At 32.7% G+C, this 22,338-nt stretch carries 21 protein-coding genes; 19 read left to right on the top strand and 2 right to left on the bottom strand.

What is annotated here, in order from left to right; genetic code table 11:
- Positions 1–50 precede the first annotated feature (50 nt).
- Positions 51–581, top strand: coding sequence for a D-glycero-alpha-D-manno-heptose-1,7-bisphosphate 7-phosphatase (locus NH26_RS12135; protein WP_044224044.1), 531 nt, complete (start codon positions 51–53; stop codon positions 579–581).
- A gap of 92 nt (positions 582–673) precedes the next feature.
- On the opposite strand, the gene NH26_RS12130 is transcribed toward NH26_RS12135, so the two are convergent.
- Positions 674–1,156, bottom strand: coding sequence for a GAF domain-containing protein (locus NH26_RS12130; protein WP_044224046.1), 483 nt, complete (start codon positions 1,154–1,156; stop codon positions 674–676).
- Between the two features lie 301 nt (positions 1,157–1,457).
- Between NH26_RS12130 and NH26_RS12125 the strand changes: the two genes are divergently transcribed.
- From NH26_RS12125 to NH26_RS12100, 6 genes are all read left to right on the top strand, one after another.
- The gene (locus tag NH26_RS12125) at positions 1,458–2,915 is read left to right on the top strand and encodes an SGNH/GDSL hydrolase family protein (RefSeq protein WP_044224047.1); all 1,458 of its coding nucleotides are present in this window, start codon (positions 1,458–1,460) and stop codon (positions 2,913–2,915) included.
- Complete coding sequence (locus tag NH26_RS12120; protein ID WP_084812159.1) at positions 2,899–4,185, top strand: GDSL-type esterase/lipase family protein; 1,287 nt, start codon at positions 2,899–2,901, stop codon at positions 4,183–4,185. The genes NH26_RS12125 and NH26_RS12120 overlap by 17 nt, the downstream gene beginning before the upstream one ends.
- Positions 4,186–4,595: 410 nt before the next feature.
- Positions 4,596–5,858 carry an OmpP1/FadL family transporter gene (locus NH26_RS12115; protein ID WP_044224050.1) on the top strand — a complete coding sequence of 421 codons (1,263 nt, stop codon included), beginning with the start codon at positions 4,596–4,598 and terminating at the stop codon, positions 5,856–5,858.
- Between the two features lie 27 nt (positions 5,859–5,885).
- Positions 5,886–7,682, top strand: a complete 1,797-nt coding sequence (locus tag NH26_RS12110) for an SGNH/GDSL hydrolase family protein (RefSeq protein ID WP_044224051.1) — start codon at positions 5,886–5,888, stop codon at positions 7,680–7,682.
- Positions 7,683–7,843: 161 nt separating this feature from the next.
- Entirely contained in the window at positions 7,844–9,643 is a 1,800-nt protein-coding gene (locus NH26_RS12105) for a chloride channel protein (protein WP_044224052.1), read from the top strand.
- Positions 9,644–9,792: 149 nt separating this feature from the next.
- On the top strand, positions 9,793–10,746 hold the full coding sequence (locus NH26_RS12100) for a hypothetical protein (RefSeq protein ID WP_044224054.1): 954 nt from the start codon (positions 9,793–9,795) through the stop codon (positions 10,744–10,746).
- Here NH26_RS12100 and NH26_RS12095 read toward each other — a convergent pair.
- On the bottom strand, positions 10,743–11,426 hold the full coding sequence (locus NH26_RS12095) for an arylesterase (protein WP_044224055.1): 684 nt from the start codon (positions 11,424–11,426) through the stop codon (positions 10,743–10,745). The genes NH26_RS12100 and NH26_RS12095 overlap by 4 nt on opposite strands.
- Before the next feature lie 273 nt (positions 11,427–11,699).
- Between NH26_RS12095 and NH26_RS12090 the strand changes: the two genes are divergently transcribed.
- From NH26_RS12090 to rfbD, 12 genes are all read left to right on the top strand, one after another.
- On the top strand, positions 11,700–12,221 hold the full coding sequence (locus tag NH26_RS12090; RefSeq protein WP_044224276.1) for a DinB family protein: 522 nt from the start codon (positions 11,700–11,702) through the stop codon (positions 12,219–12,221).
- Between the two features lie 16 nt (positions 12,222–12,237).
- On the top strand, positions 12,238–12,981 hold the full coding sequence (locus NH26_RS12085) for an NRDE family protein (protein ID WP_084812157.1): 744 nt from the start codon (positions 12,238–12,240) through the stop codon (positions 12,979–12,981).
- 109 nt (positions 12,982–13,090) lie between these two features.
- On the top strand, positions 13,091–13,975 hold the full coding sequence (locus NH26_RS12080; RefSeq protein ID WP_158021933.1) for an ATP-grasp domain-containing protein: 885 nt from the start codon (positions 13,091–13,093) through the stop codon (positions 13,973–13,975).
- 32 nt (positions 13,976–14,007) lie between these two features.
- Positions 14,008–15,099 carry a DNA replication/repair protein RecF gene (gene recF, locus NH26_RS12075; protein ID WP_044224058.1) on the top strand — a complete coding sequence of 364 codons (1,092 nt, stop codon included), beginning with the start codon at positions 14,008–14,010 and terminating at the stop codon, positions 15,097–15,099.
- Positions 15,092–15,433: a DUF721 domain-containing protein gene (locus NH26_RS12070; RefSeq protein ID WP_052432041.1), complete on the top strand. Its 342-nt coding sequence runs from the start codon at positions 15,092–15,094 to the stop codon at positions 15,431–15,433. Before recF ends, NH26_RS12070 begins: the two co-directional genes overlap by 8 nt.
- 2 nt (positions 15,434–15,435) lie before the next feature.
- Positions 15,436–16,521: a mannose-1-phosphate guanylyltransferase gene (locus tag NH26_RS12065; protein ID WP_044224059.1), complete on the top strand. Its 1,086-nt coding sequence runs from the start codon at positions 15,436–15,438 to the stop codon at positions 16,519–16,521.
- 64 nt (positions 16,522–16,585) lie between these two features.
- Entirely contained in the window at positions 16,586–17,851 is a 1,266-nt protein-coding gene (locus NH26_RS12060; protein WP_044224062.1) for a nucleotide sugar dehydrogenase, read from the top strand.
- A 7-nt stretch (positions 17,852–17,858) separates the two neighbouring features.
- Positions 17,859–18,836, top strand: coding sequence for an SDR family oxidoreductase (locus tag NH26_RS12055; protein WP_044224063.1), 978 nt, complete (start codon positions 17,859–17,861; stop codon positions 18,834–18,836).
- Positions 18,837–18,906: 70 nt separating this feature from the next.
- Entirely contained in the window at positions 18,907–19,944 is a 1,038-nt protein-coding gene (locus NH26_RS12050) for a hypothetical protein (RefSeq protein WP_044224064.1), read from the top strand.
- A gap of 78 nt (positions 19,945–20,022) precedes the next feature.
- Positions 20,023–20,883 (top strand): glucose-1-phosphate thymidylyltransferase RfbA, encoded by an 861-nt coding sequence (gene rfbA / locus NH26_RS12045; protein WP_044224066.1) that lies wholly within the window; start codon positions 20,023–20,025, stop codon positions 20,881–20,883.
- An 11-nt stretch (positions 20,884–20,894) separates the two neighbouring features.
- The gene (gene rfbC / locus NH26_RS12040; RefSeq protein WP_044224067.1) at positions 20,895–21,443 is read left to right on the top strand and encodes a dTDP-4-dehydrorhamnose 3,5-epimerase; all 549 of its coding nucleotides are present in this window, start codon (positions 20,895–20,897) and stop codon (positions 21,441–21,443) included.
- The gene (rfbD, locus tag NH26_RS12035; RefSeq protein WP_139263030.1) at positions 21,443–22,297 is read left to right on the top strand and encodes a dTDP-4-dehydrorhamnose reductase; all 855 of its coding nucleotides are present in this window, start codon (positions 21,443–21,445) and stop codon (positions 22,295–22,297) included. Before rfbC ends, rfbD begins: the two co-directional genes overlap by 1 nt.
- Positions 22,298–22,338: the final 41 nt, after the last annotated feature.

Here is a 22,338-nt window from a genome sequence, read left to right as displayed (position 1 = left end):
CTTCAAACTTTTATTACCTTTGCCCATATTTTCAATTACTTAATATATTCATGGAAAAGAATAAGTGTGTCTTTTTAGACAGAGATGGTGTTTTAAATAAAGACTATGTGGATTATGCCTATACCTTAGAGAAATTTGAGGTTTTACCGGGTGTTCCAGAAGCACTTAATAAATTGAAAGAAGCAGGTTTTAAACTTGTTATTCTTACTAATCAATCAGGTATTATTAAAGGTATCTACAAAAAAGAAGATGTTTACATTTGTCATAATGCTCTACAAGAAGCTTGTGGTCATGCCATTGATGATATGTTTTACGCTCCTCAACACGAAAAATGGTCGAATTCTCTAAGCAGAAAACCAGGTACTTTAATGTTTGAGAGAGCCATCTATAAGTATAATGCAGATATGGAAAATACTTGGATGATTGGTGATAAAGAGAGAGATTTAATTCCTGCAGAAAAAGTAGGGATTCAACATAGAATCCAAGTGGATAATCCTTTAATTGAAGGTTCTGTAGCTACACATTATGCTAAAAACCTTTTAGAAGCTGTGGATAAAATAATCTTAGCAGATCAGAAGTAATTCTGTATCAATAATTCTAAGGCAAAAATAAAGAGCATCTATTAATAATAGGTGCTCTTTATTTTTTAATCAAAAGGGTAACCTAATTTTGATTAAAATAAAGTAGAAATGTATTCACAAATCTCTTCTAAGTATTTTTTATCTGTAGAATCAAATGTTGATAGTTGATCACTATCAATATCTAAAACACCGATAACTTGATTGTCTTTAATTAGCGGAACGACAATTTCGGATTTAGAAGAAGAACTACATGCAATATGCCCAGGAAAGGCTTCCACGTCTTCTACCACAAAAGTTTTTTGTTCCTCCCAAGCACTTCCACAAACTCCTTTTCCTTTTTTTATTCTTGTACACGCTATAGGCCCTTGAAATGGCCCCAAAACTAACTCATCTTCTTTTATCAAATAAAACCCAGTCCACAAGTAATTGAAAGCTGTGGTCAATACAGCACAAGTGTTAGATAAATTTGCGATAACATCAGACTCGATAGAAGTCAAACCTTTTATTTGAGGAATTAAACTTTTGTATAACTCTTCTTTTGAGGTGTTATTAGGTATATAAAGTTCTTCAGCCATATAATAATTACAGATGATTTTACTGAGATAATTCTATTAAATTAGATACTTACAAAAGTACCATGTTTGGAGTAGAAAAAATATTTTTCTTAGAACTCGCTTTATTAATTTAAGATATGATCAAAATTTAATATCAAATTAAGTATAAACACGGTATAATTGTTTTATTTTTAATTGTGAAAGTCAAATTTGAATTAAATTTGACATTATTTTTTTGACTTAATTTTATCCTTTGAATATTTTAGTTGAATTGCTATATCAATTAATACATTGATCATCAACTAAAAATGACCTTAAATGTATGAAAGTTACTCCTTTAAAAATTCTTCAAATATTAGTATATATTGGTTTGATGATGAGCATTGTTGTTATCATGTCTCCTAATCAAATAAATTTTTTTGGTCTAGAAATTAAAATTCCATCTGCTGAAGATGTTTTTCCCGAAAGTATGTTGGCAAATGAAGAAGAAGTTCAGCCAGACATAATAGAGGAATATGAAGTAGATTCATTAACTGTAGACCTGACAGACATTAAACAATCATCTTCTTGGGTACCCGTTGAAGAAAAGCCATTAGTTGTAAGAACTCCAAAAGGTGCTGTTGCGGTAGAATATCCCAATGGAGATAAAACCTATTTAGATACTTTTTTTAGAGGGGTGTCTAGTATTTCAGAGGAGGGTAGTTTAATAAGAGTGCTTCATTATGGCGATTCTCAATTAGAAGGAGATAGAATGACAGAAAGGTTAAGAAAAAACCTTCAAGAACAATTTGGAGGCTGTGGCGTAGGATTGGTTCCGATTATGGAATTAAAAAATATGCGAACGACTTTAAGTCAAGATTATTCAGATAATTGGGAACAATACATTTGTTTTGGCCCCAAAAAATATAGAGGAAAACATAATGATTATGGCTTTTTTGGTAAGTATTATACTTATGAAGGCACAGATGCATCGATTAATTTTACCAAAGCACCTTACTCAAAAAAATTACATAAAGAGTTTGAAAACTTTAATGTGTATTTAAGGAATACAGTAGCTGATGTTACTTTAGATTATTCTATGAATGGAGTAACGGGTACTACACAGAATGTGAAATCCTCTTCTATTCCACAAAAGGTGAAACTTCCAATTTCAGGAAATTTAGGCGAGGTTGATGTTCATTTTAAATCAGATGTTTCTCCAGAGGTTTATGGAGTCTCTTTTGACTGTAATTCTGGAATAGCTGTTGATAATATTCCAATGAGAGGTAGTTCAGGAACAGATTTCACTAAGATTAGAAAAGGGTTATTAGGAGACCTTGTTGACAATATGAATGTCAAGTTGATAATTCTTCAGTTTGGTGTAAATGTTGTACCTCAAGAAGCAGAAAGCTATAACTTCTATGAACGATTATTAATCAAACAGATTAATTACTTTAAAGAGGTGGACCCTGAGTTGAAAATATTAATTGTTGGGGTTTCTGATATGGCCAGAAAAAATGGTCAGAAAATGGAATCTTATCCTAATATTGATGCTGTTAGAGCAGCAGAAAGAAGAGCAGCCAATAAAGCAGGTGCTGCATATTGGGATTTATACCTAGCAATGGGTGGCCCTAATTCAATTGTAAAATGGGCAGAGAAAACCCCAGCTTGGGCAGGAAGAGATTACACTCACTTTACAAGAAAAGGAGCTAATTTTATTGGAGATATGCTTTACAATGAGTTAATGAGAGAGTATCAAAGATTTAAAAAACGAAATCAAGAGGATGTCGAAACCAAATAAACTTTCTATACTAAAGAGTAAAAAATTATGGCCCTTTAAAGGACTTCTAACCATATTACTATTGTGCGGCTTTTCCGCTTCAATTTCATCAAATAGTACTAGAAGACCTTTTATTGCCTATGACTTTATACGTATGGATTTAAATTATTTGGAGTCTTTTAATGATACCGTATTATATCCCTTTTATCGAAAACTAGAAAAACTTTCACACCTGAAAGAAGGACATGTGCAAGTTTTACATTTAGGTGATTCTCATATACAAGCTGATTTATTTTCGGGTTGGGTAAGACAAAGGTTTTATGAAGACCCTAGATTCGGAATGTCGGGTAGAGGGTTCATTTTTCCATTTAAAGCCGCAAAAACCAATAATCCCTACAATTATAGAGTCAATAAGATAGGTGAGTGGAAAGGTCAACGATGTTCTATCAGTTATCATAAAAGTGATTGGGGACTCGCAGGAATAACAGCAAGTACGACAGACGCCTTTGCTAAAATTTCAGTGAATGTAAATGTGGATTCGCTTTATAATTATGAAGGTGATAGAATCGATGTTTATTATCCAGTAAATGATAAAACACAATATACTCCAGTTATCCAATCATTATCAAATAATGCTAAGTTGATCAATTTAGATAAACATGATCAATATATATCTTTCAAATTTGATAAGGAGATTGGCAACTTTCGTTTGAGTTTCAGAAAAGAAAATAAAGAGCAAAATCAGTTTACTTTAAGAGGGTTTAATGTTAAGGATGATAAACATGAAGGATTGTCTTATAGTTCTGTAGGAGTAAATGGAGCAAAAGCTACATCGTTTTTAAGATGTAAACAATTATCGAAAGAAATAGAAGCTCTTCAACCTGATTTAGTGATTTTATCTTTAGGTACTAATGACGCCTTTGTCCCACCCTTTCTTCCAAACGTATTTCATCAAAAATATGCAGATTTAATTGATGCATTTCAAAAGGTACAACCTAATTTACCCATATTAATAACAACGCCAGGGGATAATTTTAGAAATTCTAGATATATCAATAAAGACAATTCAATAGCAGTTGAGAAGTTATATCAAATTGCTAAGGATAAGCACTTATCTCTTTGGGATTTCTATCAAGTAATGGGTGGGTTATCTTCAATACAATATTGGAGTGAAAAATCAATGACATCAAAAGATAAAGTTCACCTTAACCGTCGAGGATATCAATATCAAGGTGAATTATTATATAGAGCCATTATCAACGACTATGATAAATTTGCCTCCTCTCATTAGAAAAGAAAAAGCTGTAATCTGACTCATCATAACATTAAAAAAATACTAGGGAAACTTATCTTAATTACAAAATTCAATTTCTTGTAATAATTAAATTTACAACACTATTGCCGTATATATATATTCGTTTTCAAATAATAAATGAATGAATATTCATTATTAAAAAACAGTCACATTTCAAAGCGGTTCATTGTAAATTATTAATAACAAATGTGAATATTTGAAGTTAAGTGTAGTTTGTACACAGAAAAATTGAGCTATTATTTGCAGATTGCATCCCTTAAAATTAATATTGTCTTAAATGTTATGCATACATAACATATTTTTAGTATCAATCTACATATAATAAGGGACTATCAAGATGTGATTCAATCCTCTTGAAGTGAAATTCATCTAACTTATTTATTTTAATGAAAATCAGAAATCTACTAATGGTTCTGGCAACAGTGTGTATCTCTTCTGCCACTTTTGCCAACGGATTCCAAGTGCTACTGCAAGGAACAAAAGCAGTAGGCCGTGGAAATGTTCAGGTTGGTTTTAGACCAGACGGATCCAGTTTATTCTTTAATCCAGGAGCTTTATCATTCTTGGAATCAAGTACGGTTCAGGTAGGGGTTAACCCGGTATTCTCGAATATATCGTATCGTCCAACAGGCGGTGCAACAAAACATGCTTCAACATCTCCAATGGGAACACCATTCCAAGCTTATGGTGTATATAGACCTTCAGCGGAGTCTCCTTGGGCATTTGGTTTAGGGGTTTTCACTCCATTCGGATCAACAGTATCTTATGAAGACGGTTGGACAGGTCGATATTCATTACAAGAAATTTCTTTACAAGCTATATATATTCAGCCAACAGTATCTTACAGAATCAATGATGTATTATCTGTAGGTGGTGGAGTTGACATTGTTACTGGTAGTGTTTCTTTCAAAAAGAAAGTGGCAGCTTCAGGAGGAGATGTAGGTTTTGATATGGAAGGAAATACAGTTCAATTTTCTTTTAATGCCGGTCTTTATTATCAGCCAAGTGATAAATGGTCAGTTGGTTTAAATTACCGTCACGGTGTTGACATGGCTGTTGAAAGAGGTGATGCAATCTTCGATGTACCAAATGATTTTATCGGTGATAATCTTTTTGGTGATAAGTACACAGCTGGTCAACCTTACAAAGCGGCTTTTAATGCCACTTTACCTTTACCAAGTACTGCAGCAGTAGGTTTTGGATTCTATCCTAATGAGAAATGGTCATTTGGTCTTGACGTAAGCTATGTAACATGGAGTGTTTATAAAGAATTAAAAGTTGAATTCCCTGACGGTGATTATGGTGATATTGCATATGATAGAAGCTGGGAAGATTCTTGGATCTTTAATTTAGGAGCAGAGTACAATGCAACAGATGCTCTAATTGTGAGAGCAGGTGCTTATGTAGATACTACACCAGTACCAGACGGACATATGACACCAGAATCACCTGATGCGTTATCAATCGGTACATCGGTAGGTGCAAGCTATATGTTCTCAGAGAAATTTAGTGTTGATGCTGCATTCTTGTTTACAAACAAACAACAAAGAGAAAATGTAGTACCAACAGACAAGGATACAGGTGGATTAAATGGTGTATATAAAGCAACTGCTTACATCCCAAGTATTTCTTTAAACTATAACTTCTAATCCATCACTCTATCAAAAGAAAAAGAAATGATTTTTAATAAATATAGATCTTTAATCGCAGCTTTAGCTGTCGCGTTTTTAGCATCTTGTACACTTGAGGTAGATGATTTTCAGACTTCATCGGGTACAGATCAAAGCGGTAAAGCTTTAGACTTTACAACATATGTTGCCTTAGGTAACTCGTTAACTGCAGGTGTAACAGATAATGCTTGGATGGCAAAATCTCAAGTTAATTCGTATCCTCAATTAATAGCGAATAAATTACAGGAAGTAGGATTAGGGGCAACAGGTTTTAATCAGCCATTGATTAGCCATTCTGGAGAAGAATATTTTGGAGCTCCTTTTATTCTAACTTCACAAGGACCATGTTTTAATTGTAAGACTCCAAAAGTACCAACTACAAATATTTACCAAGAACATGGAGGATTCCATAATATGGCTGTTTCAGGAATGAAAGCAGTAGAGGTAAATAACCCAGCTCTTGCAGCAGGTGTTTATGCTTATTTTGCAAGTAACCCAGGTCGATCTACAGTATTGTCTGATGCATTAATGCAAAACCCAACATTCTTCTCTGTATGGTTAGGAGCAAATGATGTGTTAGGTTATGCTACTTCAGGTGGCTCAATGGGTCCTGGATCTATTACATCTCAATCAGATTACGAAGAAGCAATCGGGATGGTGTTAGATAGTATGGATGCAAGAGGGGCAAAAGGTGCATTATTAAATGTTCCTGATATTACAAATGCTGCGTTATTCCAAACTACGCCAAATACTTTGGAAAAAATGTTAGCTGCAAATGGTATGGAGTTAACTGATGAGTTTTTAACTTTAGTAAATGGTTATTTGGCGAATGCATTTGATAGTTCAATTATTAAGCAAGTTGAGGTGGCAAGACCTACAATAACATCGTTATTAACACCGATTCCAGCTGCTGGTAATGCAAACACTATTGGAATTGCTGTTCAAACAGCTCCATCATTAGGAAAAGATCCTTCTGTAGCTGCAGATTTAGCATATACGGTAGTTTATTTAGGTGCTTACAACGAAGCATTAGGAATGGGTGCATCAATGGAACAAGCTCACCAAGCAGGTTTAGCTTATACAGCTTCTCCAGAAGGGCAAGCTAGTATAACTCAGTTAGTAGCTTTAGGTATTGATCAGTCTTGGGCATCTTTGACAGGTACAGAAGAAGAAGTTGATGCGATTATTGATGCTGCTGTAGAAACAACAAAAGCTCAATTAAAAGCAGCAGGATTCTATCCTGAGTTCACCGCTGAATCTAACCAACTCCCGGTTTATGATGAAACTTCTCCAACGATGTTAAGAGTACCTGCTGAAGGAACACTATTCTCACTAGCTGCACTTAATAAAATAGTAGCATTAGGAGAATTGATCTTATCTGGTGGTGAATTAGATATTGCAAAACTGAAAGATTACCTTCCAGTGAATGATGCAACTGTTTCTCAATTTGAATTCCTTGAGTCTGTTGACGTCACTGCTGTAAAAACAGCAATTGATGGTTACAATTCTTATTTAGAAGAACAAGCAGGAGAAAGAGATTTAGCCTATGTAGATGTAAAATCAATTATGGATGATACAGTTACAGGTACTATCATTGACGGTGTGACCTATACAACAGCATATATTTCTGGTAATTTGTTCTCTCTTGATGGGGCTCATTTAACACAAAGAGGATATGCAGTTATTGCTAATTTCACTATTGATGCAATCAATAAACAGTATGGCTCTAAAATTCCTACTGTTCAGCAAAATGATTACCCAGTAATTGAAGAAGGTACTCCTGATCCAGTACCATCAAACTAATTTTGATGATGTGAGATTAAGGATCTTATAGAAATACAACCTATCTTTTATCATTATGATAAGAGATAGGTTTTTTTTTTGACTTCATTTATTACTTTTGCTAGATAGGTTGTACAAAGTGTATAATAATATCCATCTTTTTTAATCTTTGATACTTTTAGATGCCAAAAAACAAGCTGATAGAGAAACTATTTAATATAAGAAGACTCCATCTTTCAGACAGGAACTTTATTCTTATTGTAAGTAGTGTGGTAGGAATTTGTTCTGGCATGGCTGCTGTATTATTAAAAAAGTCAGTGCATGAACTTCATCATATTCTTACTCATCAGAATTTTGGTGAAAATATAGGTATTTTACTTTATCCTTTGATAGGTTTAATTATTACCACGTTTTTGGCTAAATCGTTATATAAAGAAAGTTCTGTAGGTCACGCTATCACAGATATTTTACATAATATTTTTAGGAATAATAGTAACATTGGTAAAAGTAAGATGTATTCACGTATTGTGACTTCTATTTTTACTGTTGGTTTTGGTGGATCTGTAGGTCTTGAGTCACCGATTGTATTAACGGGTGGTGCAATAGGCTCGAATATCAGTAGAAAATTATTGATGGATTATAAGACCAAAACTCTTATGATTGGTTGTGGTACGGCAGGAGTAATTTCAGCAATATTTAATGCACCAGTTACAGGTTTGATATTTAGTATAGAAGTTATTCTTACGGGGGTTTCTGTTGCTAACTTTGTTCCCTTGCTGATTTCTTCCGTTAGTGCAGCCATTATTTCATCGCTTATTCTAGGAGAAGAAGTTTTATTCTCCTTCCAAATTGCAGAAGACTTTCAAGCTCAAAATATACCTTTCTTTATTCTTTTGGGAGTAATAGCTGGCTTTGTTTCTATCTATTTCAATCAAACACTTCATCAGATGGAGCATTTGATGGAAGAAAAATTCCCCAATAGATACAAAAGAGCATTAGTAGGTGGTTTATTATTATCCATCTTTATTTTCCTTTTTCCTCCTATTTACGGTGAAGGTTATGAATCAATAAAAGCTTTATTGAATGGAGAAGAACCTCTATTATTACAAAGAGCAGAACTTTTTGAAGGTATCATTCCCAATACGAAGGCATGGCTATTCTTGGCATATATCATTATGGTATTGTTTGCTAAAGTGATTGGTGCATCCTTAACCTTATCTTCTGGTGGTTCAGGTGGTACATTCGGACCTGCATTGGTAATTGGTGGCTTAACTGGTTTTTCTTTCGCTCGTTTAATAAATCTATTAGGAATAGCTAACCTTCATGAATCTCACTTTATTTTAGTTGGTATGAGTGGAGTAATGTGTGGGGTAGTATATGCACCATTAACCGCAATATTTTTAATTGCTGAAATTACTGGAGGATATACACTATTTGTTCCTTTGATGTTAGTATCTGCTATTGCTTACACCACTGTAAGTGTTGTTAACCCAGATGCTCCTCACGTAAGTACTTTAAAAGCTAGAGGCGATTATTTGAAAGGAGATAAAGATATGCAAGTACTTGATCGTTTAAATATTAATAAGCTGATAGAAACAAATTTTGTAACAGTACCGGTAAAAGGTTATTTAAGTGATTTAGTTACCGCAATATCAGTGAGTAAACGATCGGTCTTTCCTGTTGTAAGTGAAAGGGGAAGGTTAAAAGGAATCATTACTCTTGATCAAGTAAGAGAAATCATGTTTGATCAAGAACAGCAACAATTGGTGAAAATCGAAAATGTAATGATGCAGCCACCTGATATAGTTGATTACGGAGAACGTATGCAATCTGTAATGTTGAAATTTGAAAAAGAAGATGCTTGGAACCTTCCTGTAATAGATGAAAAAGGGGTTTATGTAGGTATGGTTTCTAAATCAAGAATCTTTAGTGTATATAGAAAACAACTTCAACGATTGAATAAGGAGTGGGTAGGTAATTAATACTTTGACAAAGCTCTTTACTTATTTCTTTGTTTGAAAAGGTATTGGTTATTTAGGAGTTCTCTACATGAAGAACTAACTAATCTGACAGTTTTATAATTATTCTTATTCATTTCGAATGAATTAATTTGATGTAATTTTTTGAGTTTATGAACGAATTTGAGGCATTTTTAACGAAAAAACGTATTGACTTTAAAGAGTTTAAATCGTCGGAACCTTCTCGTTACGAAGAGTGGGAATCGTTATTTATGCAGGTACATCCTAAAAGTTTTACACAACAAAAACTCTTTTTAATTAACCAAATTAGAAGAAGGTATTGGCTTGCAGAAGCAGTTAAAGTGGCTACCGATAAACCGAAAGTAAAACCAAAAGCTATCGTTAAGAAGCCTGTCGCAACTACTAAAGAAGTAAGTGGGGAAGAAGCTGTAGCACCTAAACCTAAACCGAAGTTTAGACCAAAAGTTAAAGTAAAACCTAAGACTTCTTCAGATACATCAGAAGTAAAAGAAGATAATGAAGTGAAAGAGACGCCTACAAAAAAAGTAGTTCGTCCGATGATAAAAAAGAAAAAAGACTTAGAAAGCGAAGCTACAGCTAAACCAAAAGCTAGTCGCCCTGTTTTTAAGAAAAAGGTAGAACAGTCGTCAATTAGTGAAGAAAAAACAGAGGTAACTAAAGAAGCTCCAAAGAAAGCGAGACCAGTATTTAAAAAGAAAGTATCTTCTACAGATACTCCCAAGACAGATAATCAGATAACTGATAAAAAAGAAGGAGCAGCTCCTAAAAAAGTACGTCCTGTTTTCAAAAAGAAAAAAGAGGAGAAAACAGAAAATACAACTTCATCTACTTCAGAAAAAACCGATTTGAAAGAAGAGGAGTCTACACCTAAACCTGTTAGACCGGTATTTAAAAAGAAAAAAGAAGAGAGTACCAAAACACCATCAAATCCTTCAGAAGAAAAAGAAGTGTCTCCCAAAAGAGTTCGCCCTGTAATCAAACCTAAAGTGAAGAAGGAAGAAGATTTAGGTACTAACCATCAAGAACAAAAAGATGAAAAACCTAAACGTATCCGACCTGTCATAAAACCTAAGAAGAAAGACTAAAGTAGTGGTTGTAACTCTTCATAAATGTTTTTAGCAAGAATTTTAGCACCTTCCACATTAGGGTGAATGCCATCTTCTTGATTTAGAGCCGGAATACCAGCGACATCTTTTAAGATGAAAGGCATTAATTTCACATCTTTAGCTTTTGCAACTCTGGGGTAGAGTCCTTCAAATGCTTTAAAATAATCATTTCCCATATTTGGAGGAGGAAGAATACCGGCTAATAATATTTTACAATCGGGGTATTTACTTTTTACTTTGTCAATAGTTTTTATCAAGTTGTCTTCAGTGCTTCTGGGGTCAATTCCCCTTAATGCGTCATTTCCGCCTAAGGCAAGAACAAAGATATCTACCTTTTGTTGTCCAATCACCCAGTCAACTCTATTTAACCCTCCAGCTGTTGTTTCACCACTAAGACCAGCATTAATACAACTATAGTTTAATTCGCTTTCATCAATTATTTTTTGAATGATATTTGGGTAAGCCTGTTCTTTTTCTAAACCATATCCGGCAGTAAGACTATTACCAAAGAAGACAATCACTTTTTTATTATCCGTTTTTAAAGTAGTCTGAGTAACAGCTTTGACTTCATTTTTTTCAGAAGAATTATTTTTTTGCTCATTGGAGCAAGCCATGTTAAAAATGATGGCTAAAAGAAGGGATATATATATTGTCTTCATAAGTTATGTTGTTAATAGGTTCTTCAAATATAAATGAGTTTTGGAAATAGAAAGATCAAAATTGATTTTTCTTACAGTGAATTGAAAAAGTTGTCTCCTTTTTGTCAGTATGACTCATTTATTACTACTAAAAACAAGTATCTGATTAAACATTCAGGTGCAATCTTAGAAAAGGACAATAAAAGTCTTATTTTTAAAAAGATATTATCTAACAAACTGTTTCTATTATTTAAAAAGGAACAAGTTAATTTTTTATTCTTGAAATCATTTAGAATGAACCATCAAGTAACACATTCAGCCATAGAGCTCTGCGCTCAACTTAATGATTTATTGTCTCAAATATCTGATGATCAATTTTCGGCTCCTTTACCACTTTTTTCGGGGTCTTCTATAGGACAACATACTAGACATATTGTGGAGTTTTATCAGTGTTTAATACTCAGTGTAAAACAACGTGAAAAAGTTTGTTATGAAGATAGACAGAGAAGCTTACCTCTTGAAAGTGATAGAAGCTATGCTAGTCAGCAATTAGAAGAACTTCAACAGCAACTTACAATTGTTGGAGATTACCCATCAGAAATCACTTTATTAGTCAAAGATTTTGATGATCAATTGGTATCTAAGGATTGGGAGTCTGCCTCTACTGTTACTAGAGAAATACATTATTGTAATGAACATACCGTTCATCATTTAGCCATTATTAAAGTTGGACTCAAACATTATTTCCCAGAAGTTCAATTAAATGAAATATTTGGAGTAGCTAAATCTACTTTCGCTTACCGAAAAGGAAAATAACCATTGTTTATCTTATATGTGTACTCTGACTTATATACCACTATCACCCAACTCTTATCTTTTCACATCCAATAGGGATGAGATGAAAAGTAGATCTACTGCTTTTGCTCCTTCTATTCATTCAAAAGAAGGGATTTCTTTTCTAGCGCCTATCGACGCTCAAGCATTAGGTACATGGTTAGGAGCTACCGATCAATCAAGAGTGGTTTGCTTATTAAATGGTGCTTATAAGGCACATATTCCGACTCCACCTTATAAACACTCTCGTGGGAAAGTAGTGATTGATGCTTTATTATGCTCGAATGTAGAAAATTACTTATCATCGTATGATTTTACTAACGTAGAGCCTTTTACTTTAATAATTATCGAAAATAAATCGGAGAGGACAATTTCTCAGTTTATTTGGGATGGAAAAGAAGGGAAGTCTACATCATTAAATCCTAATGAAACACATATATGGTCTTCGGTTACTTTATACAGTTCATCACAAAGAGAAAGAAGATCAAAATTATTTGTTGATTGGTTAAAAGTGAAAGAAAGATCAAATGCTGAAATATTAGATTACCATGAAAATTTGGATCATGATAAAGATGAATACACCGGTTTGTCTATGCAAAGACCTCAGTATTGTACAGTAAGTACCACACAATTATTTGTAGAAAATCAAAAAGTAGATATGTTATATTATGATAGAATTTCTACTAAAAAAAGTTTTGCTTCTTTATCTCAAAAAGTAATGAAACATGAATCTGAAGCCTGATTTTAAATATCGAATATTTAAATGGGAATTTTGGCCTTATTACATTTTTTATATTCCTGTTTATTTCCTCTATTTCGTTCTATCCTTAATGTCTAGATCTTTAAGTTTTATGACATCAGTTAACCCTGGAATGAAGTATGGTGGTTTTTTTGATTATTCTAAATACGATGTTCTTAAGCAGATCCCGTCTCAATATATTCCCAAAACAAAGTTTTTTTTAAAATCTCCATCCAATGATGATGTAAAAAAATCTATGAAAGAATTGGGTTTGTCTTATCCTGTAATTTTGAAACCTAATGAAGGAGAAAGGGGAAGTGGTGTAGAAAAAATATCTAATGATACGGACTTGAATGATTATCTTAAAACTAAACCCGAAGAGATCATTTTACAAGAATTTATTGCTACTAATGATGAGTATGGAATAATGTATGTTCGCTACCCTGATCAGTCTAAAGGAAAAATTACTTCTATAGTATTTAAAGGTGAGCTGTATGTTGTAGGCGATGGTAAAAGTGATCTATTGTCGTTGTTTAATAACCATCATAGAGCATCCTTGTACCTCGATTTCTTGACCGATAAATATCAAGATGTATTACATCATGTGATAGCAGATGGAGAAGTTTTTATGTTATCTAAAATGGGAAATCATTGTAGAGGAGCTATTTTTAATGATGCTAATTATTTGATATCAAAGTTAGATACTAAAGTATTTGATGAAATTTCTGCTCATATAGATGGATTTTATTTCGGGAGATACGACCTAAAAGCGGAAGATGAGGAAGCTTTGATCAAAGGTGAATTTAAAGTGATGGAGTTAAATGGCGTAAACTCCGAACCTGCACATATTTACGATCCTGAGAATTCTTTAATAGCTGCGTACAAAGATTTATTTGCCCATTGGTGGAGAATTTACAAAATAGGGAAGCAAAATAGAAAACAAGGACATTCTGATACTCCTTTTCCAGTTTTATTACAATCCTTAATGAATAGATAATTATCTTTGTCTTCTATCAAAAAAACGTCTGAATGTTTATTGAGCGGTTGTATATAAAGGATTTCAAAAGTTATACAGAACAAACAGTTGAACTAAAGGAAGGAGTAAACTGTATAGTTGGTCCAAATGGTATTGGTAAAACCAATATGTTGGATGCCATCTATCTATTATCAATGACTAAAAGTGCTTTTAGTTACACCGAGCAACAAAACGTGAGGCAAGGAGAGAAGACCTTTGGAATCTCAGGTAAATTTATTCATAAAGATCAGGTTGATACTGTAATTTGTCAGTTTCAAAAACCTAAAAAGAAATTTTCTGTCAACGGAAAAGAATATAAAAAATTTAGCGATCATTTTGGTAAATACCCTTGTGTACTGATAGCTCCAAATGATACTGATTTATTGAGAGAAGGGAGTGAAATTCGTAGAAAGTATTTTGATAGTGTAATTTCTCAATATGATAAACTTTACCTTAAAGCTTTAATCGATTATCAAAGAGCCTTATTACAGAGAAATGAGTTATTAAAGATGTTTGTTGAGAAAAGACAGATTCCTAATAGAGATTGGGTAGCTCCTTATGATCATGCTTTGTGGCAAAATGGTCAGCTCATACATCAAAAAAGAAAAGAATTTATCACTAATTTTTTACCATTCTTTGATGAGTCATATTCATTTTTATCAGAAGGTAGAGAAAAAGCAACAATACGATATAAATCAGAATGCTCTAAAGAAAATTTTAAAGAAATTTTTGAGGAGGCTTGGGAAAAAGATATCGTTTTACAAAGAACGACAAAAGGTATCCATAAAGATGACTTTGATTTTCAATTAGAAGAGCTTTCATTAAAAAAATATGGCTCACAAGGTCAGCAAAAATCATTTATCATAGCGTTAAAATTGGCACAACATTCTCTGTTAAAAGGAACGTTATCTAAAGTTCCAATTTTACTTTTAGATGATATTTTTGACAAATTGGATGATAATAGGATCAAAAAGTTGTTAGAATTGATCAAAGAAAAGAAATTTGGTCAGATAATTTTGACAGATGCTCGACCTGAACGGTCTAGATCATTGATGGAGGAAATAAATACTTCTTCTCATTTTATAGAAATTGAACATTTTGGCTGAAGATAAGAAAACTGTATATCGATTTAGAAAAAGAACACCAATACCTAAGAAACATGAAACAATAGGTATTGGAGATGCTATGCAGAAATTTGTCAAATCTCTAAATAAAGGAAAAAGTTATAATGAGGCCATGCTGAATAAAGTATGGAACGAAGTTATGGGGCATACCATAACATCAAGAACTCAAGAACTTAGACTAAGAGGTAAGACCCTTTATATAAAATTAAATACTCCCGCCCTCAGAAATGAGTTAAATATGGCAAGGGAACATGTTGTAAAAAGATTAAACCAAAGACTTGGGGCAGAGATACTGTCTGAAGTGAAATTCGTATAAATATGTCTGATAATAAGCATAACTATGTTGTAATAATGGCCGGTGGAGTTGGAAGTAGATTCTGGCCTTATAGTAGAGAAAACCGTCCAAAGCAATTTCAAGATATTCTTGGAGTAGGAAAAACAATGATTCAAATGACAGCAGATCGTTTTGATACAGTTTGTCCGAAAGAAAATATTTATGTTGTAACAAGTCAGGCCTATAAAGATATTACTTTAGAACAGTTGCCTTATTTAACTGAGGATCAGGTATTGTGTGAGCCAATGCGAAGGAATACAGCTCCTTGTATTGCTTATGCTAGTTATAAAATTGGATTAAAAGATCCACATGCAAATATAGTAGTAGCTCCTGCAGATCATGTGATTTTAGATGTGCCAGAATTTCAATTGAGAGTTGAAAAAGCACTTCATTATGTTGCATCAAATGATATACTATGTACGCTAGGTATTCGCCCAAATCGTCCTGATACGGGTTATGGTTATATTCAAGCGATGAATAATGAAAGGTTAGAAGTACTTTATAAAGTGAAAACCTTTACAGAAAAGCCAAACGAGGAACTAGCAAGAGCATTTGTTTTAAGTGGTGATTTTGTTTGGAATGCAGGTATATTTGTTTGGAATGTTAAATCAATCAAACATGCATTTAAAACTTACCTTGACGATGTAGACCATTTATTTTCTTCTGTTGAAGAGAAATTCTTTACTGAAAAAGAATCAGAGGCTATAGATGAAATTTACCATCAGTGTAGAGATATTTCTATTGATTATGGTATAATGGAGCATGCTGATAATGTTTTCGTTATGAGAACTGATTTTGGTTGGTCCGACCTAGGTACATGGAAGTCTCTATATGAACAGGCTCCAAAAAATGAAGAAGAGAATGTATTACAAGGTAACGTAATGACTTATGAGACATTTAATTCAATTGTAAAAACTCCCAAAGATCGTTTAGTGGTAGTTCAAGGATTAGAAAATTACATTGTTGCAGAATATGACAATGTATTGATGATCTGTAATAAAGATCATGAACAAAGAGTAAAACAATTCTTGAAAAATGCCAAAGAACATAAAGGCGAAAAATACATTTAATTAGACAGAGAAAGTTATTATTTGTGATAACTTAGCGATAATTTTTTAATTACTAACAGATATAATGAACAAAACTATTTGCGTTATAGGCTTAGGTTACGTTGGTTTACCTCTCGCTGTTGAATTTGCAAAAAATAAAGTGAAGGTGATTGGTTTTGATATTAATCAACCAAGAATCGACGAACTAAATAACTGTATAGACCATACTTTAGAAGTATCTTCTGAAGAACTAAAGTCTGTTACCCAAGATATTACATATACATCGTCATTAGATCAGATTAAATCTGCAGATATATATATAGTTACAGTACCTACTCCAATAGATGAATATAAAACTCCAGACTTAACTCCTTTAAAAAAGGCCAGTGAAACTGTGGGTAAAGTATTATCAAAAGGAAATATTGTTGTTTACGAATCTACTGTTTACCCAGGATGTACTGAAGAACAATGTGTACCGGTTTTAGAAAAAGTAAGTGGACTAAAATTCAATTATGATTTTTATGCGGGTTATTCTCCAGAAAGAATCAATCCAGGTGATCACGTACATAGAGTTCATAATATCATGAAAGTCACCTCTGGTTCTACTCCTGAAATTGCAGAAGAGGTAGATCAGATGTACCAAGTGATAGTAAAAGTAGGTACTCATAAAGCTTCTTGTATCAAAGTAGCAGAAGCGGCAAAAGTGATAGAAAATTCTCAAAGAGATTTGAATATTGCATTTGTGAATGAACTGTCAAAAATCTTTGACAAAGTAGGTATTGATACTTTAGAGGTTTTAGAGGCTGCTGGAACAAAGTGGAACTTTCTACCTTTCCGTCCAGGATTAGTAGGAGGGCATTGTATTGGTGTTGACCCCTATTATTTAACTTATAAATCAGAATCATTAGGCTACCATCCAGAAGTAATTTTGGCCGGTCGTAGAATTAATGATGGAATGGGAGCACATGTAGCTAATAAAGTTTTACGATTGATGATGGAGAAATCAGCATCAATAGAAAAAGGAGCTAAAATTTTAATGTTAGGGATTACATTCAAAGAAGATTGTCCTGATATAAGAAATTCAAGAGCTATAGATGTGATACGTGAACTTCAAAGCTTTAATATGAATGTAGAAGTTTATGATCCTCATGCTGATCCTGAAGAAGTGAAAGAGGAATACGGATTAGACCTAGTAAAAAATATAGGTGGTAATTATGCAGCAATTATACATGCAGTTTCTCATAAGACTTTTCAAGAAGAGTTAGATTGGGATGCACTTACTGCAAATAACCCGATTGTTTATGATGTGAAAAGTGTATTAGATAAAAAATTCATAACAGACAGATTATAAAAATAATATGCTTCAAGGGAAAAAAGTATTAGTAACAGGAGCGGCTGGATTTATTGGCTCAAACTTAGTAGATAAATTTTTAGCTCAAGGTAATGAAGTCATCTGTCTTGATAACTTTTCAACAGGAAAGAAAGAGAATATTCAAGAATTTATTAAAAATCCTTTGTGTACTTTTATCGAAGGAGATATTAGAAACATTGACGATTGTAAAAAAGCGGTTGATGGGGTTGAAATAGTATTCCATCAAGCAGCTCTTGGTTCTGTTCCTCGTTCTATTAATGATCCTATTACCACTAATGCAGTCAATATTTCAGGTTTCTTAAACATGCTTACAGCATCTAAAGATGCAGAGGTAAAACGTTTTATTTATGCAGCAAGTTCTTCAACTTATGGTGATCATCTAGGATTACCTAAAGAAGAAGATAAAATAGGTAAACCCTTATCGCCGTATGCAGTGACAAAATATGTCAATGAACTGTATGCAGATGTTTTTCATAAAACTTATGGAATAGATACAATAGGATTGAGGTACTTTAATGTTTTTGGTAGACGCCAAGATCCTCATGGTGCATATGCAGCTGTCATCCCAAAGTTTGTTATTGCCATGTTGAATGGAGAATCCCCTGTGATTAATGGAGAAGGGGATAACTCTAGAGATTTTACTTACATAGAAAATGTGCTTCATGCTAATGAACAAGCTGCTGTAGTAGAAAACTCTGAAGCATTGAATCAGGTATATAATGTAGCTTTTGGTGAGAGGACAGATTTAAAAGAATTATATTATCTGATTAGAGATAATTTATCTGAATATGAATCATCTGTTTGTACAATAGAGCCAACATTTGGCCCACCTAGACAAGGGGATGTAAAGCATTCTCTAGCTTCTATAGATAAAGGTAGATCATTGATGAATTATCAACCCAAATATGGTATCAAGGAGGGCTTAAAAGAAGCTACAAATTGGTATTACAAATATTTAAAGTAATATTTCATAATTCCATAAATAAGTAGTATTATTCTATATATATTTGTTGCTCAATCCGATTTATAGATACATGGAAAACTCAAATAAAGAAAACACTAATCAGCCATCTCCAAATAAAAACAACGATGAAATAGATTTGATAGAATTATTCTCTCTTATTGTGAATAAAATCAATACTCTATTTACAAATATTATTTCTTTTTTTATTGCAATCATAGTTTATCTTTATAAAAAGATTTATGCTTGGAAAGTTGCAATCTTAATTGGTGTAGTAGTAGGTGGAATAGTGGGGTTCTTAATGAAAAACACATCTCAATATTATGCTTCAAAAGCAACAGTTAATTCCCCTTATCTCAAAGGGGTAGATTTCAAAACGGAGATTGAAGAATTGAATTCTTTATGTAATGATGATGGTAGAGAAAAGTTATCGAAGCAATTAAATCTTCCAATAGAAGTAGTTAGCCAACTTTCCGAAATAAATGTATCTGGTTATTTTGAGAAGTATTTATTAAACAAAATTTCAGAAGAAAATGTAGATTCATTATTAATTGATGCATTACAAAATGAAGCTCGTTTTGAATTATATGTAAGTACGAATCGAAATAAATTATCAAAAGTCGAATTGCAAAATGGCTTTGAGTACTTCTTTAAGAATAATGTTTTTATTAACAAATATAAAAAAGTTTATCAACAAGGCTTATTGGATAAAGAAAAGACTCTAGTGTCTCAACGGATTGATTTGAAGGGATTTAATGACGCTTATAAAAATGTGATTTTAAGTCAATCATTAGGAAGTTCTGCTAATAAAGACAATGTTATTAACCTAAAAATGAGCGATGATGACGGTTTGATAAAACAAAGTGGTGATAAGTCATTAGAAGTGATGGAGGAAGATAGGAGACTTTCAGATCAATTAATGCATGTACGCAAACAATTATCCGTAGAAGGAAACGTAGAATTTATCAATAGATTTTCTGAGTTAAATACTGTTTCATTATCCACTAAAGGGAAAGTTGCTTTTGGTATGTTGTTTGGCTTTATCTCTATATTAATTTTTAGTATTTTAGTTGATGTGAACAAATTTTTAAAGAAAAAATCAGGACTTTAATTATTTAAGATAATAAGATAAAATAGAATGGTATGTAGGTTAATCAAAAAATCTACATACCTTTTTTATATTTACATTATGAAAGGTATCATTTTAGCAGGAGGTTCTGGAACAAGGCTTCACCCTCTTACATTAGCTGTAAGCAAACAGTTAATGCCGGTATATAATAAACCAATGATTTATTATCCTTTATCTACTTTAATGTTAGCAGGTATTAGGGAAATATTAATTATTTCAACACCAGAGCATCTACCTCTTTTTGAGAAATTATTAGGAGATGGATCAAAATTAGGTTGTTCATTTTCATATGAAGTCCAAGAAAACCCTGAAGGATTAGCTCAAGCCTTTATTATCGGAGAAGAATTTATAGGAGATGATAAAGTTTCTTTGATTTTAGGAGATAATATTTTTTATGGATCTGGGCTATCTAAACTACTTCAAGCAAATAATGATGTAGATGGAGGATGTGTATATGCTTATCATGTTACTGATCCAGAAAGATATGGTGTAGTAGAATTTGATGATAACAATAAGGCAATTTCTATTGAGGAAAAGCCCGTAGTGCCAAAATCAAATTACGCAGTTCCTGGTTTATACTTTTATGATAATGAAGTGGTAGATATAGCTAAGAATGTAAAACCAAGCCCTAGAGGTGAATTAGAAATTACAAGTATAAATGAAGAATATCTCAAGAGAGGAAAATTACAAGTAGGTATCATGAATAGGGGTACAGCTTGGTTGGATACAGGGACTTTTGCTTCTCTAATGCAAGCCGGAGAGTATGTTAGAGTAATTGAAGAAAGACAAGGATTAAGTGTAGGTTGTATCGAAGAGGTAGCATACAGAATGGGATATATCAACATAGATCAACTAAAGAAAATAGTAGCGCCTCTTGTAAAAAGTGGTTATGGTCAATATATATTAAATATTTTAAAGTAATTATACTAGATATGAAAATCACATCAACAAAATTAAAAGACTGCTATATCATAGAACCACAGATTTTTGGAGATGATCGAGGTTACTTTTTTGAAAGTTTTCATTTAAATAAATTCACAAAGGCTACTGGGTTAGCAGTGAATTTTGTTCAAGATAATCAATCATCATCCACTTTTGGGGTTATTAGAGGATTACACTTTCAAAAAGGGGTACATGCTCAAGCAAAATTAGTAAGAGTATTATCAGGTAAAGTAATTGATGTTGCAGTAGACTTACGACCAGATAGTGAAACATATGGGCAATTTGAGGCAGTTGAGTTAAGTGCTGAAAATAGAAGACAACTTTTTATGCCTAGAGGCTTTGCTCATGGTTTCTCTGTATTATCAGAAACTGCAGAATTCGCTTATAAATGTGATAATTATTACAATAAAGAATCTGAAGGAGGAATAATATATAATGATCCTGATTTAAATATTGATTGGAAAATTCCAATAGGTAAAGAAATTATTTCAGAAAAAGATCAAGAATTACCTCAATTATCAGCCTTGAAAAAGAAATAATGAAAAATATTTTAGTTACTGGAGCAAAAGGTCAATTAGGATCAGAATTACAGTTTTTATCACATTCACAAAAGGATTTGACATTTACTTTTGTAGATGTTGAAGAATTAGATATTACTAACCAAAATAAAGTGGTTGACTTTTTTGGAAAAGGAAAGTTTGATTACTGTATCAATTGTGCAGCATATACAGCAGTTGATAAAGCTGAATCAGATAAGGATTTAGCCTATGAGGTGAATGTTAATGGACCAAAGAATTTAGCTGTCGCAGCAAAAAAACATAAAACCAAAGTATTTCACGTATCCACTGATTTTGTCTTCAATGGAGATAGTTCTACTGCTTATACCGAAGATATGGTAACTAACCCATTAGGGGTTTATGGTGATACTAAACTTAAAGGAGAAGAAGCTATAGCTAAAACAATACAGCATTATTTTATTATTAGAACAGCTTGGTTATATAGCAGTTATGGTGGTAATTTTGTGAAAACCATGCTAAGGTTAGGAAGAGAAAGAGAAGAATTAGGAGTTATTGTTGATCAAATAGGAACACCAACTTACGCAAGAGATTTAGCAGAAACTATTTTAAGTATGATAAACAATTGTGATGAGGCTTATGGTATTTATCACTTTAGTAATGAAGGAGTGGCTAGTTGGTATGATTTTGCAAAAACAGTCTTTAAAATTAAAAATATAGAGGTTAAAGTTAATCCAATTCCTACTTCTGCTTATCCAACTCCGGCAAAAAGACCAAGTTTTAGTTTATTAGATAAATCAAAAATTAAAACAACATTTAATATTTCTATTCCTTATTGGCAGGATAGTCTTTTGAATTGTCTTGATTTGATAGATTAAGAATCAACTTTTTAATTAACTTTGTACAATTGTTTTAATAA

It is taken from the genome of Flammeovirga pacifica, assembly GCF_000807855.2.
Classification (GTDB): Bacteria; Bacteroidota; Bacteroidia; order Cytophagales; family Flammeovirgaceae; genus Flammeovirga; species Flammeovirga pacifica.
The sequence above is the reverse complement of the archived record's forward strand: the minus strand, read 5'-3'. Positions and strand labels throughout refer to the sequence as shown.

Coding starts and splice junctions, on each gene's coding strand:
- NH26_RS12105 (WP_044224052.1), top strand. CDS start 7,844: ATGCCAAAAAACAAGCTGATAGAGAAACTATTTAATATAAGAAGACTC.
- NH26_RS12095 (WP_044224055.1), bottom strand. CDS start 11,426: ATGAAGACAATATATATATCCCTTCTTTTAGCCATCATTTTTAACATG.
- NH26_RS12120 (WP_084812159.1), top strand. CDS start 2,899: ATGTCGAAACCAAATAAACTTTCTATACTAAAGAGTAAAAAATTATGG.
- NH26_RS12085 (WP_084812157.1), top strand. CDS start 12,238: ATGTGTACTCTGACTTATATACCACTATCACCCAACTCTTATCTTTTC.
- NH26_RS12050 (WP_044224064.1), top strand. CDS start 18,907: ATGGAAAACTCAAATAAAGAAAACACTAATCAGCCATCTCCAAATAAA.
- rfbA (WP_044224066.1), top strand. CDS start 20,023: ATGAAAGGTATCATTTTAGCAGGAGGTTCTGGAACAAGGCTTCACCCT.
- NH26_RS12115 (WP_044224050.1), top strand. CDS start 4,596: ATGAAAATCAGAAATCTACTAATGGTTCTGGCAACAGTGTGTATCTCT.
- NH26_RS12055 (WP_044224063.1), top strand. CDS start 17,859: ATGCTTCAAGGGAAAAAAGTATTAGTAACAGGAGCGGCTGGATTTATT.
- NH26_RS12080 (WP_158021933.1), top strand. CDS start 13,091: ATGACATCAGTTAACCCTGGAATGAAGTATGGTGGTTTTTTTGATTAT.
- NH26_RS12090 (WP_044224276.1), top strand. CDS start 11,700: ATGAACCATCAAGTAACACATTCAGCCATAGAGCTCTGCGCTCAACTT.
- NH26_RS12125 (WP_044224047.1), top strand. CDS start 1,458: ATGAAAGTTACTCCTTTAAAAATTCTTCAAATATTAGTATATATTGGT.
- NH26_RS12130 (WP_044224046.1), bottom strand. CDS start 1,156: ATGGCTGAAGAACTTTATATACCTAATAACACCTCAAAAGAAGAGTTA.
- rfbC (WP_044224067.1), top strand. CDS start 20,895: ATGAAAATCACATCAACAAAATTAAAAGACTGCTATATCATAGAACCA.
- NH26_RS12110 (WP_044224051.1), top strand. CDS start 5,886: ATGATTTTTAATAAATATAGATCTTTAATCGCAGCTTTAGCTGTCGCG.
- NH26_RS12135 (WP_044224044.1), top strand. CDS start 51: ATGGAAAAGAATAAGTGTGTCTTTTTAGACAGAGATGGTGTTTTAAAT.
- recF (WP_044224058.1), top strand. CDS start 14,008: ATGTTTATTGAGCGGTTGTATATAAAGGATTTCAAAAGTTATACAGAA.
- NH26_RS12100 (WP_044224054.1), top strand. CDS start 9,793: ATGAACGAATTTGAGGCATTTTTAACGAAAAAACGTATTGACTTTAAA.
- rfbD (WP_139263030.1), top strand. CDS start 21,443: ATGAAAAATATTTTAGTTACTGGAGCAAAAGGTCAATTAGGATCAGAA.
- NH26_RS12060 (WP_044224062.1), top strand. CDS start 16,586: ATGAACAAAACTATTTGCGTTATAGGCTTAGGTTACGTTGGTTTACCT.
- NH26_RS12065 (WP_044224059.1), top strand. CDS start 15,436: ATGTCTGATAATAAGCATAACTATGTTGTAATAATGGCCGGTGGAGTT.